At 34.9% G+C, this 19,143-nt stretch carries 16 protein-coding genes; 14 read left to right on the forward strand and 2 right to left on the reverse strand.

From position 1 onward, the window contains the following. The first annotated feature begins 9 nt into the window (after positions 1-9). The gene (gene recJ, locus PHV37_00455; protein ID MDD3236550.1) at positions 10-2,412 is read left to right on the forward strand and encodes a single-stranded-DNA-specific exonuclease RecJ; all 2,403 of its coding nucleotides are present in this window, start codon (positions 10-12) and stop codon (positions 2,410-2,412) included. Between the two features lie 81 nt (positions 2,413-2,493). Here the strand turns inward: recJ and PHV37_00460 are convergent, their stop codons facing one another. After that, positions 2,494-2,922 carry a hypothetical protein gene (locus PHV37_00460; protein MDD3236551.1) on the reverse strand — a complete coding sequence of 143 codons (429 nt, stop codon included), beginning with the start codon at positions 2,920-2,922 and terminating at the stop codon, positions 2,494-2,496. 113 nt (positions 2,923-3,035) lie between these two features. On the opposite strand from PHV37_00460, the gene mfd reads away from it, so the two are divergent. The 13 genes from mfd (at position 3,036) to PHV37_00525 (ending at position 18,417) form a co-directional block, all read left to right on the forward strand. After that, positions 3,036-6,542, forward strand: a complete 3,507-nt coding sequence (mfd, locus tag PHV37_00465; protein ID MDD3236552.1) for a transcription-repair coupling factor — start codon at positions 3,036-3,038, stop codon at positions 6,540-6,542. Between the two features lie 27 nt (positions 6,543-6,569). Further along, on the forward strand, positions 6,570-7,706 hold the full coding sequence (locus PHV37_00470; protein ID MDD3236553.1) for a peptidylprolyl isomerase: 1,137 nt from the start codon (positions 6,570-6,572) through the stop codon (positions 7,704-7,706). Between the two features lie 87 nt (positions 7,707-7,793). After that, positions 7,794-8,261, forward strand: coding sequence for a D-glycero-beta-D-manno-heptose 1-phosphate adenylyltransferase (gene rfaE2, locus PHV37_00475; protein MDD3236554.1), 468 nt, complete (start codon positions 7,794-7,796; stop codon positions 8,259-8,261). Positions 8,262-8,348: 87 nt separating this feature from the next. Further along, complete coding sequence (gene lpxD / locus PHV37_00480; protein ID MDD3236555.1) at positions 8,349-9,425, forward strand: UDP-3-O-(3-hydroxymyristoyl)glucosamine N-acyltransferase; 1,077 nt, start codon at positions 8,349-8,351, stop codon at positions 9,423-9,425. 9 nt (positions 9,426-9,434) lie between these two features. Then, positions 9,435-10,247, forward strand: coding sequence for a UDP-3-O-acyl-N-acetylglucosamine deacetylase (locus PHV37_00485; GenBank protein ID MDD3236556.1), 813 nt, complete (start codon positions 9,435-9,437; stop codon positions 10,245-10,247). Continuing rightward, complete coding sequence (gene fabZ, locus PHV37_00490; protein ID MDD3236557.1) at positions 10,248-10,697, forward strand: 3-hydroxyacyl-ACP dehydratase FabZ; 450 nt, start codon at positions 10,248-10,250, stop codon at positions 10,695-10,697. A gap of 27 nt (positions 10,698-10,724) precedes the next feature. Then, positions 10,725-11,504 carry an acyl-ACP--UDP-N-acetylglucosamine O-acyltransferase gene (gene lpxA, locus PHV37_00495; GenBank protein ID MDD3236558.1) on the forward strand — a complete coding sequence of 260 codons (780 nt, stop codon included), beginning with the start codon at positions 10,725-10,727 and terminating at the stop codon, positions 11,502-11,504. A gap of 20 nt (positions 11,505-11,524) precedes the next feature. Continuing rightward, positions 11,525-12,634: an aminopeptidase gene (locus tag PHV37_00500; protein ID MDD3236559.1), complete on the forward strand. Its 1,110-nt coding sequence runs from the start codon at positions 11,525-11,527 to the stop codon at positions 12,632-12,634. Positions 12,635-12,725: 91 nt separating this feature from the next. After that, entirely contained in the window at positions 12,726-13,004 is a 279-nt protein-coding gene (locus tag PHV37_00505) for a hypothetical protein (GenBank protein MDD3236560.1), read from the forward strand. A gap of 77 nt (positions 13,005-13,081) precedes the next feature. Beyond that, entirely contained in the window at positions 13,082-13,828 is a 747-nt protein-coding gene (locus PHV37_00510) for a type II secretion system protein (GenBank protein ID MDD3236561.1), read from the forward strand. 103 nt (positions 13,829-13,931) lie between these two features. Further along, entirely contained in the window at positions 13,932-15,611 is a 1,680-nt protein-coding gene (locus PHV37_00515) for a diphosphate--fructose-6-phosphate 1-phosphotransferase (GenBank protein ID MDD3236562.1), read from the forward strand. A 172-nt stretch (positions 15,612-15,783) separates the two neighbouring features. Then, complete coding sequence (gene thrS, locus PHV37_00520; protein ID MDD3236563.1) at positions 15,784-17,565, forward strand: threonine--tRNA ligase; 1,782 nt, start codon at positions 15,784-15,786, stop codon at positions 17,563-17,565. Positions 17,566-17,652: 87 nt separating this feature from the next. Further along, positions 17,653-18,417 carry a hypothetical protein gene (locus tag PHV37_00525; GenBank protein MDD3236564.1) on the forward strand — a complete coding sequence of 255 codons (765 nt, stop codon included), beginning with the start codon at positions 17,653-17,655 and terminating at the stop codon, positions 18,415-18,417. Here the strand turns inward: PHV37_00525 and PHV37_00530 are convergent. Further along, positions 18,407-19,069, reverse strand: coding sequence for a hypothetical protein (locus tag PHV37_00530; GenBank protein ID MDD3236565.1), 663 nt, complete (start codon positions 19,067-19,069; stop codon positions 18,407-18,409). The genes PHV37_00525 and PHV37_00530 overlap by 11 nt on opposite strands. Positions 19,070-19,143: the final 74 nt, after the last annotated feature.

Genomic DNA, 19,143 nt, shown 5'->3' on the forward strand with positions numbered 1-19,143 from the left:
GGAGAATAATTGAAAAGAATTTGGAAAATCAAGGGACTTAAAAAAGTCCCTAATGATGTTTTAAACGTAGCGAAAAGTGACATTGTCGCTCGGTTGTTGGTGAATCGAGGTATTGATAATGCTTCTAAAGCTGTTGATTTTCTTAATCCTTTGAAAATGAAAATTACTCCGCCAGATGTTTTTTCTGATATGCAAAAGGCTGTAGACCGAATAAAAATAGCCGTTGCTGCGGGCGAAAACATTACAATCTACGGTGACTTTGACGCTGACGGCATAACCTCGACTTCTGTTTTGTTTAAAACTTTAAAAACAGTAGGGGCAAATGTAAGTTATTATATACCAAATCGAGAAACTGAAAGTCACGGGCTCAACACAAAAGCTTTAGTAAATATAATTTCTAAAAACAAGGCAAAGCTTATTATTACCGTGGATTGTGCCGTTTCAAATATTCAAGAGATAAAATTTGCAAACGGGTTTAAAACAGATGTTATTGTGACAGACCACCATGAGGCACCCGAGGAGCTTCCTCCTGCGTATGCAATATTAAACCCTAAGGCTCAAGGTGCTTTGTCTGAGGATTTGACTCTTGAGGAAATTGAAAATCTGAATTATCTGGCAGGTGTCGGGGTCGCATTCAAGCTTGCAGTTGCTGTTTTGCAAGAGTTTGACAAGGTTGAGGCTTTTAATGATTTGTTGCCGCTTGTCGCTTTAGGTACTATTGCTGATGTTGTTCCTCTTTTAGGTGAAAACAGATGTTTTGTCGAAATGGGGCTCATGCTCATAAAAAACGAGCGAAATTACGGCTTGACTAAGCTTTTAAAGACTGCAGGTGTACAAAATTTTGATAATATTAATTCTGAGACAATAGCGTTTACGGTAGCTCCCAGAATTAACGCTGCAGGCAGGTTAGATACTGCAGATGTCGCATTTAGGCTTTTAACTTCAGAAAATGAGTCTGAAGTTGAAAAATGTGTCGAGGTTTTGAATACATTAAACGCTGAGCGTCAACAATTATGCGATGATATTTACCTTGAGGCACTTGATATGATTAACTCTGAGCCTCAACTGTATAAAAGCTCTATTGCTCTTTTTAAAAACGGTTGGCACATTGGTGTTATCGGTATTGTTGCGTCAAAACTGGTCGAAAAATTCAATGTTCCTGTTTTTATGATGACTAAGGATAAAGAGGAAAATAGTGTTATCAGGTGCTCTTGCAGAAGTATTCCGCAGGTGAATGTCTTTGAGGTATTGTCTGTTCATTCGGATTTATTTATAGGTTTTGGGGGGCACTCTTTAGCTGCAGGTTTCAGTTTTGATGAAAATACAATTTCTTTTGAAAATTTTAGAACGGAGCTTAATTCAACAATCGTTGAGGCTACTCTAAATGTTGATTTGACCCCTATAATTGATATTGATTTTGAGCTTACTCCGGAGTCTTTGTCTATAGATTTGGTCGCTGAAATCAATGCTTTGCAACCATTTGGGGCGATGAATCCTGCTCCTGTTTTTGCATTGAGAAATCTATCGGTAAACAGTTTCAAAATGATGGGACAAAATCAAAATCATCTGAAACTTTTTGTAAAATCATCAAACGGTACCATGTTAGAGTGTGTAAAGTGGAATGTACCATCATTTTCTCTGCCTTTAGGCTCGCCACTGGATATTGCTTTTTCGCCTAAAATAAATTCTTTTAACGGAAATGTTTCGGTTCAGTTGGATTTATCTGATGTCCATTCTGATTTTTTACAAGAAAATGCTTTGTGTTCTGCAAAAGACTGCGACATAATTGATTCTCGAAAAAAAACAGATATGTTCTCTCAAATCTGTGATTATATAAGGTCTTCTAAAGAAAAAACTGCTCTTTTTATCGAGTCAAAAAGAGCAAAAGATTTTGTTTCAGGCATTGAAAATCAATCATATTGCATCTTTGACAGAAAATCCGCCCCTGATGACGCTGCTCAAATTATGTTTTTTGATTGCCCTCCGTCTAAAGATGTGTTTGAAAAAATTATCTCAAAATCTTCGCCTTCTTTAATTCATTTGATGAATTTTGACTCTAAAACACCTTCCATAGATGAATTTATAAAGCTTGTATCAGGCATGGCTCGATATTCTTGCAAAAATAAAAACGGGAAATTTGACGTTTTTGATGTCGCAAAATATATAAACGTTTCGATAAACTCTGTTGAGCTTGCAGTTTCGCTATTAGCTGACTCGGGGATTATTTCGGTTAAGAAATTGGAGGATGAAACTGTTTATAATATTGCATTTAAAGAGTCTGTCAATGCGTCAAAAATAAGAGAAAACACCTTTTATTCTTCTTTAAAAGAAGAATTGAGCAATGTCGCCAGCTTCAAAAACAAGTTAAACACGCTTGATGTTTCGGAAATTAAAAAGTTGTTGAACATATAAAGAAAAAGAAGCCTTTTGAGGGGCTTCTTTATTAGTGTTGTATCGTATAGAAATTAACGTTTTCAACGCTTTGATTTAGGACTAAATCATATTTTTTCTGATTTTTTCTTTTGTTTTATCCAGGTCTTTAATTTTTTTCTCGATGGCTTTAACTTGTTTATTCAAGACTTTTCTTTCTTCTTTAATTAATTTATATTGATTGTCAACATCGGTGTATTTTGATTTGTATTCCAAAAGTGTATTTCTTATTTCAACTTGAGCACTATCTATTTGGAACATAGCATTTTGCAAGTTGTCATTTTCTTTTGTGACGGTTTCTGTCAAGTTTGTTGTTTTAGCAGCAGCATTTTTTGCAGGAACTGCTTTTGTTGATGCTTTTTCAATGCTTGGGGTTGTTTTTGGTGGAGCAGGGTAGTCAACTGGGTCGAATACCATTCCGTCAGCAAGTGCTATATTTGAACTAAGAGCACCGAGTGTGATTAAGGTTGCGATGTTTAATAATTTTTTCATAGATGTTCCCTCATTATAATTATATTCGTATAGTCAACAGTATAACCATTTATAAGGTGAAAATCTTCATATGAATAATTGATTATTATTTTAATCGGGGCTAAAATAGGTGAATGTTAAAGTATTTGGATTCAGAACATTTTGAAATAAACGACAAAATCTCATCTTACATTAAATGGGGGCGGTCATTTGCTGTTTCTGGTGTTACGAATATTTTAAAAATATTAGTTATAGGTTATATTTCAAAAGTTCAAGGTAAAAAAATCCTTTTGCTTACGGATTCTGAGCAAACTGCTTTGAAATTTAACAATGATTTGGAAAAATTGCTCAATATTAACTCGGACATTTTTCCCTATCAAGATGCTTCTATCTATGACGTTACGCCAAAAAATCCTTATAAATATGCAAAACAAATAAAGTTACTGAAAGAAATCTCGACGGCTAACGCTCCTGACGTTGTTGCAGTTCCTCTAAAAGCACTTTTTGAAAAGTTTCCGAGTACTTCTTTCATAAAAAAGAATTCCATCAAAGTTAAAATCGACGACTCTATTGATGTTGAAACATTTGCAAAAAAACTTGTTTCTTTAGGCTACAAACGCTCTACAATGGTGGTAGATTCAGGAGAGTTCAGCATAAGAGGGGACATAATAGATGTCTTTTCGCTTGATGAAAAACCTGTCAGAATTGAACTTTGGGGCGATTCTGTTGTGGATATAAGAACTTTCGACAACAAAAATCAACGAAGCGTTGAAAAATTGAAGTCTACTGAAATTTTACCTTTGTATAAATTTGTTATTGATGAAAAAAATAAAAAGAAATTTTTGTCAGATATTCAATCAAATATCGAAAGTTATTCAAAAACGTCATCAAAATCTGAAACCAGAGAATATCTTCAGGATAAATTTAAAGAATTTCAAGAAAAACTCTCTGAAGAAGAATATTTTGAGGGTATTGAATATTATGAAAATTACTTAAATCCTGATTTGAAAGGTGTTTTAGACTTTCTAAAAGAGGATTATATTATCGTTTTTGACGAGTACACTCAGTTTAAAAATAAATATGAGTTTTATGATGCAAATCTCCAAAAACAATATTCGGACAATCTTCATAGCGGTATGAATTTGCCTCTTGGTTCATATAGTCATATTCAGTTTGATGAGTTTAAAAAAGAGATTGCACCCGAGCTAAAAATTTATTTTGACAATTTCATAAATGACGAAACTGAATATCTCGTTGAGTTTGACACAGATTTAATTCCGAGTTTTTCTTCCAAAATCGAAGATATTATTGAATTTATATATGATAAGCAAAAACAAGGGCAAAAAGTAGTTATTGCAACAGATTACCACTCAAGAGTTGAGGAAATCCTTAAAGAATTTGAACTCCCTTTTTCATATAATATTGCCGAAAAAAATAATATTTTTATAACAGGAAATGTCGCTTTTTCAGGAAGCGTCATTCAGCAGTATAACCTTGTTGTCCTCACGGACAAAGAGCTTTTTAACAAACGCTCAAAAGATGTTACGGCGAAAAAAACAGGCTATTACAAGGAAAATCAAGAGTTTATTGAATCTATAAATGATATTCAAGTCGATGATTTTGTTGTCCATTTGGTTCACGGTATTGGCGTATTTAAGGGGATTTCTAAGCAAGTAATTGATGGTGAAGAAAAAGATTATTTGACTATAGAATATGCTCATCAAGACAAGTTGTTTATGCCGGCTGAACAAATAAATCTTTTATGCAGATATAGAGGCTCAGGCAGTGTTAAGCCCTCCCTATCAAGAATGGGCGGCAACGACTGGAATAACACTAAAAACAAAGTTAAAAAAGCAATTGAAGATATCGCTCAAGACCTCATAAATCTATATGCTCGCAGAGAGCTCGCAAAAGGCTACGCTTTTGAGCCGGATACGGTTTGGCAGTATGAGATGGAAGAAGCCTTTGAATACACTGAAACCCCCGACCAGATGAAGGCTATTAACGATACAAAAGCTGATATGGAAGCTGAAAAGCCCATGGACAGGCTCATCTGCGGAGATGTGGGCTTCGGCAAAACCGAAGTTGCATTAAGAGCTATTTTTAAAGCTGTTATGTCCTCAAAACAAGTTGCTGTCGTGGTTCCTACTACAATTCTTGCTATGCAGCATTACGAAACTTTAAAAGAAAGATTTAAGCCTTTTCCTATAAAAGTTGAACTTATGTCACGTTTTAGAACCAAAAAAGAACAAAAAGAAACCTTGAAAAACCTTGCTTTAGGTGAGTGTGATATAGTGGTTGGAACTCACAGGCTTTTACAAAATGATATTATTTTCAAAAATTTAGGACTTCTTATAATCGATGAGGAGCATAAATTTGGAGTTAAACACAAAGAAAAGCTCAAAATGCTCAAGAAAAATATTGATATTTTGTCTATGAGTGCGACTCCAATCCCCAGAACCTTATACATGTCGTTGTCGGGTATAAAAGATATGAGTATTATAAATACCGCACCAACAAACCGTTTGCCCGTCAAAACATTCGTAGGTGAGTTTAAAGACAGTATTGTTAAAAATGCTATTAATTATGAGCTTGAGCGGGACGGTCAGGTCTTTTATCTCTACAACAGAGTCGAAACTATTTTTGAGTTTGGTGCTCAGTTAAAAGAACTTGTCCCAAATGCAAGGATAGCAGTTGCTCACGGGCAAATGGACGAAAAACAATTAGAACAAATTATGCTAGATTTCCTTGAGGGAAATTATGATGTGCTTCTATGTACTACTATCATTGAGTCAGGGCTTGATATCCCCAACGCCAACACAATCATAATCCATGATTCAGACAGGTTCGGTTTGGCTCAACTTTATCAATTAAGAGGAAGGGTCGGGCGTTCTGAGCGTCAAGCTTATTGCTATTGTTTATACAAAAATCCTGCAAAATTGACCGAAGAAGCTATTAAAAGACTTAAATCCATAAAAGAATTTACAACCCTCGGAAGCGGATACCAAATTGCTCTAAGAGATATTGAGATTAGAGGCGTCGGAAACATACTCGGCACAAAACAGCACGGGCAAATGGTTAATGTCGGTTTTGATACATATTGTGCTCTTTTAGAAGAAGCAATTAACGACATTCAAAATGAGAAACAAGTTACGAAGAAGCCTACCATCATTGATATTAATGCAACTGCATATTTGCCTGATGAGTGGGTCGGTTCAAAAGAACAAAAAATGATTGAATATAAACGTTTAGCCGATGTCGAATCTATTTCTGAGCTCGATTTGATTACTGCTGAATGGAAAGACCGCTTTTCGAAAATGTCGAAGCCCGTTGAAAATTTAATTAAATTGGTTCACTTAAGACTTCTTGCCAATCAGGTCAACATCTCTTTAATCAGAGAAACAGATACCGACGTAAGAGTCTATTTGCCATACAAAAGAGCAGAGTGGAATATTATCCATGCCAATTTACCATCAAATATTACAAAATATATCAAGTTTGTTGAAGCACCCAAAACCTGTCAGGACGGTGATTCAATACTTTTAATTAACATAAGATTATTAACTTTTGATGAATTATTTAACATTCTGGCTAATTTATTTTATTATATATTTAAAATAACGTGTGATTATCAGAAATAATAACGTTTTTGTAAGGAGAGACGACTAATGAAAAAATTGAAACTGTTATGCACAATCGCTTTGATGGCATTTGCCCTCGCAGGTTGTGGTTTTAATAACAAAAAAGATGCACTCATTTTGGTAAATAATGAGCCTATTACAAAACAAGATTACAGCAAAGCTTTTGACGCTGTTGCTTCTAATCCTATGTTTTCTCAAATGGGAGTTGATTTGAAGTCTGACCAAAATAGCTTTTTGTATTTGATGTTGAAAGATAGAGTTGTTAATGAATTGATTGTCAAAAAACTTCTTGAACAAGAAATGAAAAAACGTAATATCAAAGTTACTGATGACGATATCAACAAAGAATTGAAAAATATGATTGATAAAGTCGGCTCTAAAGATAAATTTAATGAAATTCTTAAACAAAACGGGATTTCTGCTAAACAATTCAAAAAAGATTTGTCTGAAGAAGTTAAAGTTAAAAAACTTGTTGATTCTTTGGATGTTGTGTCTGTCAGTGATTCTGCAGTGCAAAAATACTACAAGCAAAATATCGACAAATTCAAATATCCTGACAAAGTTAGAGCTTCTCATATTTTGATTAGTGCTGACCCTCAAGAAATTAGACAATCTATTGTTTCAACACCTGATGGCAAAAAATTGTCTAAAGAACAAGTGGAACAAAAAGTTAACGAACAATTAGCTGCTAAGCTTGATAAAGCTAATAAATTACTTGCAGAAGTTAAAAAAGACCCATCTCAATTTGCAAAACTAGCTAAAGAAAATTCTGATGATACTATGAGTGCTAAACAAGGTGGCGATTTGGGCTACTTTGCTAAAGAAGAAATGGTTGACACCTTCTCTAAAAAAGCTTTCTCTATGCAACCGAATACAATCAGCGATTTAGTTAAAACTCCATACGGTTACCATATAATAATGGTTTCTGACAGAATTAAGGCTGGTACTGAGCCTTTGTCTAAGGTCAAAAACGAAATTAAAGATTACTTAGTAAATCAAGAAAAAGTCAAAATTCTTCAAAAGTTTGTTGATAGTCTAAAATCAGGTGCAAAAATCGTTTACCAAGACCCAAGCTTTAATCCTGAAGTAATCCAAAAACAAATTAAAGAACAAGCTCAAAAAAATCCGGCTTTGAATGATGCTCAAAAATCTGCTAAAGACTAGATTATTGATAATTACATTTTTATAGTAAAATTAAAAAGGAAAGTATATCGCTTTCCTTTTTATTTTGAATAATTTAAGGAGTGAATTGTGGGTCAATTGGTCGCAAGAAAAGATTTGAATAACTTATTAGATGGATTAAGAGCAGATAAAAAAACAATAGTTACGACTAACGGCTGTTTCGATATTTTGCACGTCGGGCATGTTCGTTATTTGCAAAAAACAAAAAGTTTTGCAGATATTATGATTGTAGCTCTCAATTCTGATAAGTCCGTAAAAAGTATAAAAGGCCCGACAAGACCTATTAACAATGAAAATGACAGGGCTGAAATCCTTAATGCTTTGGCGTGCGTTGATTACGTGGTCTTATTTGATGAGGATTCTCCGATGGACTTACTTGCTCAAATTAAGCCTGATGTTCACACAAAAGGTGCAGATTATACTGTTGAAACATTGCCTGAAGCTAAAACTATCATGAAAAACGGCGGTCGTATTGAGTTTATAAGTTTTGTCGAAGGGAAGTCAACTACATCTTTAATTGAAAAAATCAAGCATTAATTTGCTTTTTGCAGGTTAATAATTTGATATTTTTTATTATAAGTATTAAAATTAGAAGATAAAAATTAGTTTAAAGGGGAAATAATCATGAAATTTTATAGCTTAGAAGAAATTTCACAAATTGTAGGAGGTTTGCTTACTCAAGTCGAAGTGGCTGAAATCGGCAGAATAGCTCCACCATTGTTGTCTGATGAAAATACATTGGCATTAGCCTTGGGTGAAGATGAAATTGCTAATTTAGGTAAGACAAAAGCCAAAGCAGCTTTGGTTCCTTTGGGTGTAAATTTGGACAATATCTCAACTATTGAAGTTGAAAGACCGAGATTGGCTATGATGAAATTGTTACATTTGTTTTATATGCCGCCTGAGTCAAATAACGGAATTCATCCTACAGCAACTGTTCATCCTGATGCAAAATTAGGCGAAAATGTTTCTATAGGTCCAAATGTTGTAGTCTCAAGAAATGCTTCAATTGGTAATAATACTACGATTTTAGCTAATTGCTACGTCGGACGTTCAGTTCAAATCGGTGAAAATTGCTTGTTCCACCCAGGGTGTAACATTGGTGATAATGTAGTTATCGGAAATAAGGTTATTTTACAACACGGTGTAAGCTTAGGTGCTGACGGGTTCAGTTTCGTAACCGAAAATCCAAATAATATTGAACAAGCTAAGCAAGATGGAGAAATTAAAGAATCAAATACTAAACAAGTGATTTTTAAAATCCCTTCCATCGGTTCTGTAGTTGTTGAAGATGATGTTGAAATCGGTGCAAATGCTTGCATCGACAGAGGTACAATCGAAAACACTGTAATCGGTGAGCAAACAAAAATTGATAATTTGGTTCAAATCGGGCATAATTGCAAAATCGGCAAAGGTTGTATGATTGTTTCTCAAGTCGGTATCGCAGGAAGTTGCGTTATCGGGGACAGAACAGTTATTGCCGGTCAAGCGGGTTTGGCTGACCATATAAAAATCGGTGCCGATTCAATCGTTATGGCTCAAGCCGGAGTTTCAAAAAGTTTCCCTGATAAGTCAATTATCGTAGGTGCTCCTGCTGTTCCGAGAAAAGAATTTATTAAACAAATTCAAACAATGAAAAAAGCTGCTGAGCTTATGAAAAAATTCAAAAAATACGAAACACTGCTTGATTCAGAGGATTAATAAAAAATAATGAATACCTTAAAAAAAGAAGTTGAAATTACATCTGTCTGTCTTATGACCGGCAAAGAATGCACCGCAAAAGTTCTTCCCTCAGAAGAAAAAGGAATAAGATTTCACCTAGATGGTAAAACTGTAGAAGCCCATGTTGATAATCTTGTTTCAACCGAACATTGCGTGGTTATTGGTAACAAAGATGTCAAGAAAATTGTTTTAATTGAGCATTTTATGGCAGCTTGTGCTATTTGTAATCTTGATTCTTTAGATGTCTACTTATCGTTTTATGAAATGCCGATTTTAGACGGTAGTTCAAAAACTTGGGTTGCTTTATTCAAAAAAGCGGGTTTGCAAATTAAAGAAAATAGAAAATATATCTTAAAAGAACCTGTTCAATACTTAAATGGCAAGACCCATTTGGTTATGTTGCCATCTGACAAGCTTTCAATTTCCTACAGTGTGAATTATAAACATCCTGATTTGACGCACCGCTGGGTTTCTTATGATTCGAAAAAATTTGATGAAATAATTGAAGCTAGGACTTTTGGGTATTTAAAAGAGTTGAAACTATACCAACTTGCAGGCTATGGCAGAGGCGTCACTATTGATAATACTGTTGGCATGAAAGATGACGGCTCTTATACGACAGATTTAAGAAGTGACTATGAACCTGCAAAACACAAAATACTCGATTTGATAGGCGATTTGCGTTTAACAGGGTTTAATCCGTTGAATTTAAAAGCTGAGATTATTGTTAAAGAAGCCGGACATACCGTTCATTCAATAATCGCAAAACAACTGAAAGACAAAATTACAGAGGAGAAATAAATGAGCGAAGAAACATTACAATTTGATATTTTACAGCTTATGGAGATGCTTCCGCACCGCTATCCTTTTTTATTAGTGGATAGAATTACTGAATGTGTCCCTGGAAAATATTGCAAAGGCTATAAAAATTTAACTTTTAACGAACTTTTTTTCCAAGGTCATTTTCCTAATAATCCAATTATGCCGGGTGTGTTGCAGCTTGAAGCTATGGCTCAACTCGGAGCCGGTATTTTGATGCCACTTCCTGAATACGCCAACAAGTTGGTTCTATATGCAGGGGTTGATTCTGCAAGATTTAAACGTGTCGTTCGCCCAGGGGACAGACTTGATATGGAAACTGAGCTTATAAAAGTAAAAGGTCCCATAGTGAAAGCCCATGCAAAAGCTTTTGTTGACGGTAAATTGGCTTGCGAAGCTGATTTAATGTTTTCAATGGTTGATAAAAAATAATTTAATAAAATTAGAAAGAAGATATTTATGACAATTCACAAATCTGCCGTAATCGCTGATAGTGCCATTATTCCTGAAAGTGCTGTCATTGGACCGAATGTTATAATCGGTGAAAATGTTAAACTTGGCGAAAATGTTAAAATTATAGGAAATGCTTATTTAGAATGTTGCGAAATCGGTGACAACAGCGTTGTTTCTCCTTTTGCAAGTATTGGTACGCCTCCTCAAGATTTGAGCTATCAAAATGAACCCACAAAAGCTATAATCGGAAAAGATTGTTTGATTAAAGAATATGTAACCGTAAACAGGGCATCAGGCGAAGGCAATTCTACAATTGTCGGCGACAGATGTTTGCTTATGGCGTCATCTCACGTTGCACATAATTGTGTTTTGGAAGATGAAGTTATTATGGCTAACCTCGCTACTATCGGCGGACATTGCAAAGTCGGTTTCGGTGCATTTATCGGCGGAATGAGTGTATTTCATCAAAATGTTAGAATCGGTGAAATGTGTATCATAAGCGGATTTTCAGCTTCCAGAATGGATATTCTTCCATACTGCAAAGGCGACGGACGTCCTCCTGTTCCTCATGGAATCAATGTTATCGGTCTAAAACGTAGAGGTATTACACTTGCTGAAAGAACAAACTTAAAGAATGCTTTTAAAATTATTCAATCAGGTGATTACACAACTCTTAAAGCAGCTGATGTTATTGAAGATACTTTGACAAATGATAAATATATCCAAAATCTTGTACGTTTTATTAGAACGTCTAAGAGAGGTATTGTTGTTAGAGGCAAAAATTAAAAATTTGATTGGAGTCAATTATGTACGATAAAAAATTATTGGAAAAATATGCAAAAGTCCTTGTCGAATATTCAGTTGACGTTCAAAAAGGTGATTTGACTGTAATTAGGGCGACAAGCTCAGAGGCTCAACCTCTAGTCAATGAAATATATAAACAAGTGTTATTGAGTGGTGGAAATCCTGTGACTCGTTGTTCTATCGATGGAATCGGTGAAACTTATATTAAATACGCAAACGACGAGCAACTGGATTATGTTGACCCTATGACAGAAATTGAATATCAAAAAGCTCAAAAAATGATTTCAATCGGTGCTCCACTAAACACTAAAAATATGGCGAAAGCTGATTCTAAAAAAATGGCAAGACGCTCAAAGGCAACAAATCATTTATCAAAATTGCTTTTAGAAAGAGCTTCTAAAGGTGAATTGAAGTGGGTTATTGCTGATTATCCTACTCAAGCTCTTGCACAAGAAGCAAAAATGTCGCTTGAAGATTATACTGAATTTTTGATTAATTCTTGTAAGCTAAATGATGAAAACCCCGTTGAATCATGGAAAAAAGTCGGCGTAATGCAACAAAAAATGGCAGACTACTTAAATAAAACTTCAAAATTGCGAGTTGTTGGTGAAAAAACCGATATTACTTTTTCAACAGAAGGCAGAAAATGGATTAGCTGTGCGGGTGAATGCAATTTTCCTGATGGTGAAATCTATACATCTCCTGTTGAAGACGGTGTAAATGGTCAAATTTATTTTGATTACCCTGCAATTTATAGAGGTAACGAATCTCATAAAATTCTTTTAAAGATTGAAAATGGTCAAGTTGTTGATGCAAAAGCTGAAAAAGGCGAAGATTTCTTGCTTGATATGTTAAACATGGATGAGGGTTCAAGAGGAATTGGCGAAATTGCTATCGGTACGAATGAAAATATTCAAGATATTACCGGAAATATTTTATTCGACGAAAAAATTGGTGGAGCAATTCATATGGCAATAGGTGCTTCTTATCCGGAAACAGGCGGTAAAAACGTTTCCGGTTTGCATTGGGATTTGATTAAAAATATGAAAAACGGCGGCGAAATATACGCTGATGATATTTTGATTTATAAAAACGGAAAATTCATAATATAATTTTTGTAAATAAAAATACATAATTTTATCAAGAAAGGGCAACTAATTTTTTTAGAGCCCTTTCTATAATTGTACACAATCGGTGGTTTATATGTCTGTATCAATTAATTCAGCAACTGCATTTATGGGTAAAAAACCCTCAAATGATGTTTCAAAGAAGCCTTCTTTCTTCAAAAGAGTTAATTCTTCTGATTCTTTTTGTAAATCTCCAAAAGAAATCAAAGAAACAGCTGAAAAAAAAGTCGTTGAAATTGTGAAAGAAAAAAATACAATTAATAATGCTGCCAAAACCACTGTTTATCCTGTAATCGCTATTGCTACCGGATTACTTGTTTGTTTTAATCATATTTGTAAAACTGTTTGCAAGTGATTATCGTTTTTACCTTTTTGCTTGTTATAAATTCAAAAAGAGGGTACAATATTCGCAGATAGTTATTTGGAGTTTTTATGCAAAAAGGCTTTACTCTGGCAGAAGTTCTTATAACTTTGGTCATAATAGGAGTTATCGCGGCGATGACTATTCCGGCATTATTAGCAGGTACAAAAAATACAGAGCTGTCATCGGCATTCCTAAAATCAAGTTCTGTTATTAGTTCGGCGTTTCGTCATTTAATGGCTTTGGATGGGGCATCTGATGTTACAGCTTATATGCAAGAAATCCAAGGCAGTAATACAAAATCAGGAAATCAATCTGCATTGGTTGCTGATTTATCGAGAGTATTTAGTATTTCTGGTATTTATCAACCAGGTACATATAAAAACGAGTCATCTATAAATTGCAATGGCTCATTTGGATACAAATTTTTGTTAACAAGTGGTTGTGATTCAAGGCTGGGGAGTATGATTACTTTGGTTTTGAATGATGGAATGATTCTCTATTTGGATTTGTCTAAAGATTCATCATACCTTGCAAATTCAATTGGTGGAGGCAACCTCTCGAAATGGGGCGATATCTATGTCGATGTAAACGGCGAAAAGAAACCAAATCAAATAGGACGCGATGTGTTTTGGTACTGGATTGATACAAACGGAAATGTAAAACCAAAAGGCACTGGTCAGTGGGTGATTAATAACGGTGCGTATTACGTCGAGTCTGTTGGATGTGGTGATAAAATCGGGAGTGGCCCCGGAACTCCTGAAGGCTGGGGATGTGCCGGATATCTGGCGACAAACGGCGGAAAAATGGATTATTAAAAAACACTTAACAGGCAACCCGTTTTGGATGCCTGTTTTTGTTGAAAACTTTTTTTGTGCTAGAATATTCGTGAAATATTGTACGAATAAGAAAGGTATTAGCATGAAAGAACTTTCATCATTGCAAATAGAAAGATTGAAATATCAACCGAAGTTGCCTAAATGTTTGGCTTGCGGGATAAACAATCTCTCTCTAAACGAAGGTAAAAAAACTCAATCTATCAAAGATCAAGAACAAATTCAAAATTTATTTAAAAATACTTATGGTGCACCTCTTGTGGAATTTGAAGCTTCTGATGACGCTTTGATTTCTGAACAAAAAAATGTAGGGGTTATCCTCTCTGGTGGTCAAGCTCCAGGTGGACACAACGTTATTGCAGGGCTTTATGACGCTTTGAAACAAGCTAATTCAGGTAATAAATTATATGGTTTCCTCGGTGGACCGGCTGGTATCATTGATGGAAAATTTGTAGAATTTGATGATGAATTTATTGATGCATACAGAAATACTGGCGGTTTTGACATAATCGGTTCAGGCAGAACAAAGCTTGAAACAGAAGAACAATTCCAAAAATCACTCGCTGTTTGCAAAAATTTGAATATTTCTGCTGTTGTTATTATAGGTGGTGACGATTCTAATACAAATGCTGCTTTATTGGCTGAGTGGTTCGTTTCCAACAATACAGGTATTCAAGTTATCGGCTGCCCTAAAACAATCGATGGCGACTTGAAAAATGACCAAATCGAAATATCTTTCGGATTTGACACTGCTACAAAAACTTATGGCGAATTAATCGGAAACATTCAACGTGACGCTAATTCTGCTAAAAAATATTGGCATTTTATTAAAATTATGGGTAGAAGTGCTTCCCACGTGGCTTTAGAGGCTGCTCTTCAAACTCAACCAAACATAACTTTGATTTCTGAAGAAGTTGAACAAAAGAAAATGTCACTTGATTCAATCGTTTCTTATATGACTGACATTATCGTAAGACGTTCTGAAAAGGGCAAAAATTTCGGTACAGTTATAGTTCCTGAAGGTTTGATTGAATTTATTCCTGAAATGAAATCTATGATTGCTAATTTGAATGATATTATGGCTTCTTTAGAAAAAGACAGCAAATATTCTTCAAGTGAAAATGCTGAAAAATTTGCGATTATTGAAAATACTCTTTCAAGCGAAAACTCCAAAGTATTTTCATCTTTGCCTAATTTAATCAAATCACAATTGTTGATGGACAGAGACCCTCACGGTAATGTTCAAGTTTCTAAAATTGAAACTGAAAAACTGTTAATTGAAATGATTAAAGAAAAATTAGATATCCTTAAAGCACAAGGTAAATACAATGGCAAATTCTCAGCTCAAGCACATTTCTTCGGCTATGAAGGTAGATGTGCATTCCCTTCTAACTTTGACGCTGATTATTGCTATTCACTTGGCTTCAACGCTTTTGCTTTGATTAACTTCGGCTTAACAGGATATTTGTCATCAGTTAGAAACCTTTCTGCTTCTGCTAATGAATGGAAAGCAGGCGGTGTTCCTTTGACTATGATGATGAATATGGAAAAACGTCACGGTGAAATGAAACCTGTTATCCAAAAAGCTTTGGTTGAGCTTGATGGACCTGTATTTAAACAATTAGAAAAGAACAGAGAATCTTGGGCTATGGAAGAAAAATATATCTTCCCCGGAGCAATTCAATACTTTGGCCCAAGTGCTGTATGCGACATAACGACGCAAACGCTTCAACATGAATGCAAAGCGCGCTTCGTTAAAGCATAATTTTTCAAAAAGAAAAACAATTTAAACTAAAAGCCGCTTTGGATTTACAGAGCGGCTTTTCTTGTGAAAAAATACTAATAATGGTATAACAGAATAAAGAGGGACCGATTTCCTTTTGTATAAAAAGTTCGAAAGTCCCCAATGCAATCAAATAAGAGAGTGAAGGATTTTTATGGAAAAAAACAAAGATACATTACATATTTTACGCCACTCAGCCTCTCATATTATGGCTCAAGCGGTTCAAAAACTTTTCCCTGAAGCTAAATTGGCTATAGGACCTGCGATTGATACAGGGTTCTACTATGATTTCGATTTAGATGGACACAATTTTACGGCTGATGATTTGGTTAAGATTGAAGACGAAATGAAAAAGATTTTGAAAGACAATCTTTCTTTTGAAAAGTTTGAAATCCCTGATGTCGAAAAGCAAATTGCTGATTTCAAAGCTCAAGGCGAAATATATAAGGCAGAACTCCTTGAAGAACATAAAAACGATGCTCCGACTTTATATGTAACTAAAAACAAAGATGGTGAAGTCGTTTTTAATGATTTTTGCTGTGGACCGCATGTCCCCAATACTTCTTACATTAAAGGCAATGCAATTAAATTGTTAAAAGTTGCTGGTGCTTATTGGCGTGGTGATGAAAATAAAAAAATGCTTCAACGTATTTATGCTACTGCGTTTTGGACAAAAGAAGATTTGGCTGAATATGTGAACTTCTTAGAAGAAGCTGAAAAACGTGACCATAGAAAACTTGCTGCCCAACTTGATTTATTCTCTGTAAGAGAAGAAGTTGGTGCTGGGCTTGTTTTGTGGCATCCGAATTTGGCTGTTGTTCGTGAAGAAATCGAAAATTATTGGCGTTCAGAACATAGAAAAAGAGGCTATGTAACAGTTCATACTCCTCAAATTGCAAAAGCCAAATTGTGGGAAATTTCAGGACACATGGACCATTACAAAGAAAATATGTTCTTTATTCAAAAAGATGACGACTCTGATGACCAATATGTCGTTAAGCCGATGAATTGTCCTTTTCATATTATGATTTATCAAGCTAACAGGCATTCATACCGCTCTTTGCCATTGAGAATGGCTGAACTCGGAACTGTTTACAGAAAAGAAAAATCAGGTCAACTTTCAGGTTTGACTCGTGTTCAAGGGTTTACTCAAGATGATGCTCACGTTTTTTGCACTCCTGAACAATTAGTTGATGAAATTAACTCTATCATTGATTTTGTCGCTGATACTATGAAAATTTTCAAAATGGAATTTGAAGTTGAGCTCTCAACTCGTCCCGAAAGTTATGTAGGTGAGATTGAAAACTGGAATCTAGCCGAAGCAGGATTAAAAGAAGCCATGGACAAGCGTGGTATGAAATATGAAATAAATGAAGGTGACGGTGCTTTTTACGGACCTAAAATCGACTTCAAAATCAAAGACGCAATTGGCAGAACTTGGCAGTGTGCAACTATTCAATTAGACTTTAATTTGCCTGCAAGATTTGATATTAAATATCAAGACAAAGATGGCTTAATGAAGACTCCTGTTATGCTTCACCGTGTAATATTCGGGTCAATGGAAAGATTCCACGGCATTTTGATTGAACATTATGCAGGTGCTTTCCCGACTTGGCTTGCTCCAATTCAAGTTCAAGTGGTTCCAATCGCTGACAGACACAATGATTATGCTGAAAAAGTTTATAAAAAACTTCTTGAAAACGGTGTGAGAGCAAATCTTGACGACCGTTCTGAAAGCATGAATTATAAAATAAGAGAAGCTCTCCAAGACAAGAAAATCCCTTATGTAATCGTTATGGGCGATAAAGAAATTGAAACAAGTGACGTTGCAGTTAGAGTAAGAGGCAAAGGTAATGTCGGCTCTATGAGTGTTGATGCTTTTGCTGAAAAAGTCGTTGCTGAAATAAGAACTAGAGCTAACGAAACTACTTTCTAGTTTTTAGTTTTTATATTTATTGAGAGGTATGGTTTGAAATCATACCTCTCGTGGTATATCTATATTATACCGAATAGCAGGATGCAAATGGTTTACGCTCTAAATTCAGGATTGATTATTTCTTATACAAATTTGGTGTCTTCAAAAACAAAAATGACATCAAAGCAGCTTTTTGCTATGTTTTCCTTGTCTATCGGTGGCGATGGGACTTCCATTACAAAATCTCAATTAAGCTCTTTTATCAAGGAGGCTGATGACGGTTTGGTAAAGGTCGGCAAAACTCGTTTGAAAAATTTGAAAACTCTTGAAAAAGATTGGGATGATTTGTTCAACAAAAAAGACAGCATTTCTCAAGAAGATTTCAACAAATTGACTCCTTTGTTTTTGTCCGCGATGATAGAATCTGATGATGACCACAAAACAGATTTGTCAAAGATTAACAGAAACGAAAAAAAGAATGCTTTATGGGAAAAATCTCAAAAAGCACTTAAAGAAACGCTTCAAGAAGTAAAGGAAAAGCTATTGGAACGGCTCGAAGCAAGTAAGTTGGAAAAAGAAGATAAAAAAGTCGAGGAAGACAACTTGTTACAACAAAATTCTGAAAAAATCGAAATGTCTGACATCGTGTCTTTTTTGAAAAATAAGCAGGTTACTAAAAAAGACCTCACGGATTATTTGGTCGAATTGATTGATAAAAACACGTCAGAGCTTGATAATACCCCATTTATTGATTCTGTCACAAATCTTATTTCTGAATTTGAGAAGATAGCAGATTATCAAAAGCAGGTGCAATCTTTGATTGATGCAAATATTTTGAGTTCTGGCTTTTCTCCTGTAAATATTAAAGTTTAAAGGTTTGTACTGGAATTGAACGCACTAACATATCACCTGTGCTATATTTAACTTCGTGTTTGCTTTGGTCAACTTTGAAAATTCTATTAAAAGTTTCAAGTGCGTTTTTAGCCTCCATTACAAAGTTTGACCACGCATCAACAACGACAGCTTGATTGCCCCAAGTTTTCGGGTTCGTTGGGTCTGCGTTTTCTTTTAGTCCGAAAATATTAAATACGTGGTCTTTCCCATCGACCGGATAGCCGTTTTTTTTGTTTATCACGTCCATAGTCAATCTTGTTGGAGTTTCGCCTTTTTCTTTTAAAGCTTGTTTTATGAAATATGATGATTCGGAGCAGTTTGCATATGGCTTTTTCTTCAAAAGCTCTCCGGTTCTTTCGACATAACGCGGTAATTGTTCGTCTTTATAAGGTGTAATAATCTCACGTCTTACTTGATATAGGTTGTCGCCGTATCTTTCTGAGAGCCGTCTTAAATCGGGTAAAACGCTTTGAAATCTTTCAGTGTCTTTTACATTCATAATATGCAAATCAACAAGAGTGTTTGATTTGAGGGCGGGGAATTCTTTTTTAAAGCTACGCAAAACATCTTCTCCAACTCGAAGATTTTGTTTTAGTCCGCAAAATGAAATTTGTGAATTTAGTTGCAACATATTTATTAACCATTAGTTTACTGCATAAAAACATGTGAATATTAATTTTGCTATTTTACAATTCGACAATTTTA

Source organism: Candidatus Gastranaerophilales bacterium (genome assembly GCA_028693235.1).
Lineage (GTDB): Bacteria > Cyanobacteriota > Vampirovibrionia > Gastranaerophilales > Gastranaerophilaceae > JAQUVW01.

Coding starts and splice junctions, on each gene's coding strand:
- PHV37_00460 (MDD3236551.1), bottom strand. CDS start 2,922: ATGAAAAAATTATTAAACATCGCAACCTTAATCACACTCGGTGCTCTT.
- mfd (MDD3236552.1), top strand. CDS start 3,036: ATGTTAAAGTATTTGGATTCAGAACATTTTGAAATAAACGACAAAATC.
- PHV37_00470 (MDD3236553.1), top strand. CDS start 6,570: ATGAAAAAATTGAAACTGTTATGCACAATCGCTTTGATGGCATTTGCC.
- lpxD (MDD3236555.1), top strand. CDS start 8,349: ATGAAATTTTATAGCTTAGAAGAAATTTCACAAATTGTAGGAGGTTTG.
- PHV37_00485 (MDD3236556.1), top strand. CDS start 9,435: ATGAATACCTTAAAAAAAGAAGTTGAAATTACATCTGTCTGTCTTATG.
- fabZ (MDD3236557.1), top strand. CDS start 10,248: ATGAGCGAAGAAACATTACAATTTGATATTTTACAGCTTATGGAGATG.
- lpxA (MDD3236558.1), top strand. CDS start 10,725: ATGACAATTCACAAATCTGCCGTAATCGCTGATAGTGCCATTATTCCT.
- PHV37_00500 (MDD3236559.1), top strand. CDS start 11,525: ATGTACGATAAAAAATTATTGGAAAAATATGCAAAAGTCCTTGTCGAA.
- PHV37_00505 (MDD3236560.1), top strand. CDS start 12,726: ATGTCTGTATCAATTAATTCAGCAACTGCATTTATGGGTAAAAAACCC.
- PHV37_00510 (MDD3236561.1), top strand. CDS start 13,082: ATGCAAAAAGGCTTTACTCTGGCAGAAGTTCTTATAACTTTGGTCATA.
- PHV37_00515 (MDD3236562.1), top strand. CDS start 13,932: ATGAAAGAACTTTCATCATTGCAAATAGAAAGATTGAAATATCAACCG.
- thrS (MDD3236563.1), top strand. CDS start 15,784: ATGGAAAAAAACAAAGATACATTACATATTTTACGCCACTCAGCCTCT.
- PHV37_00525 (MDD3236564.1), top strand. CDS start 17,653: ATGGTTTACGCTCTAAATTCAGGATTGATTATTTCTTATACAAATTTG.
- PHV37_00530 (MDD3236565.1), bottom strand. CDS start 19,069: ATGTTGCAACTAAATTCACAAATTTCATTTTGCGGACTAAAACAAAAT.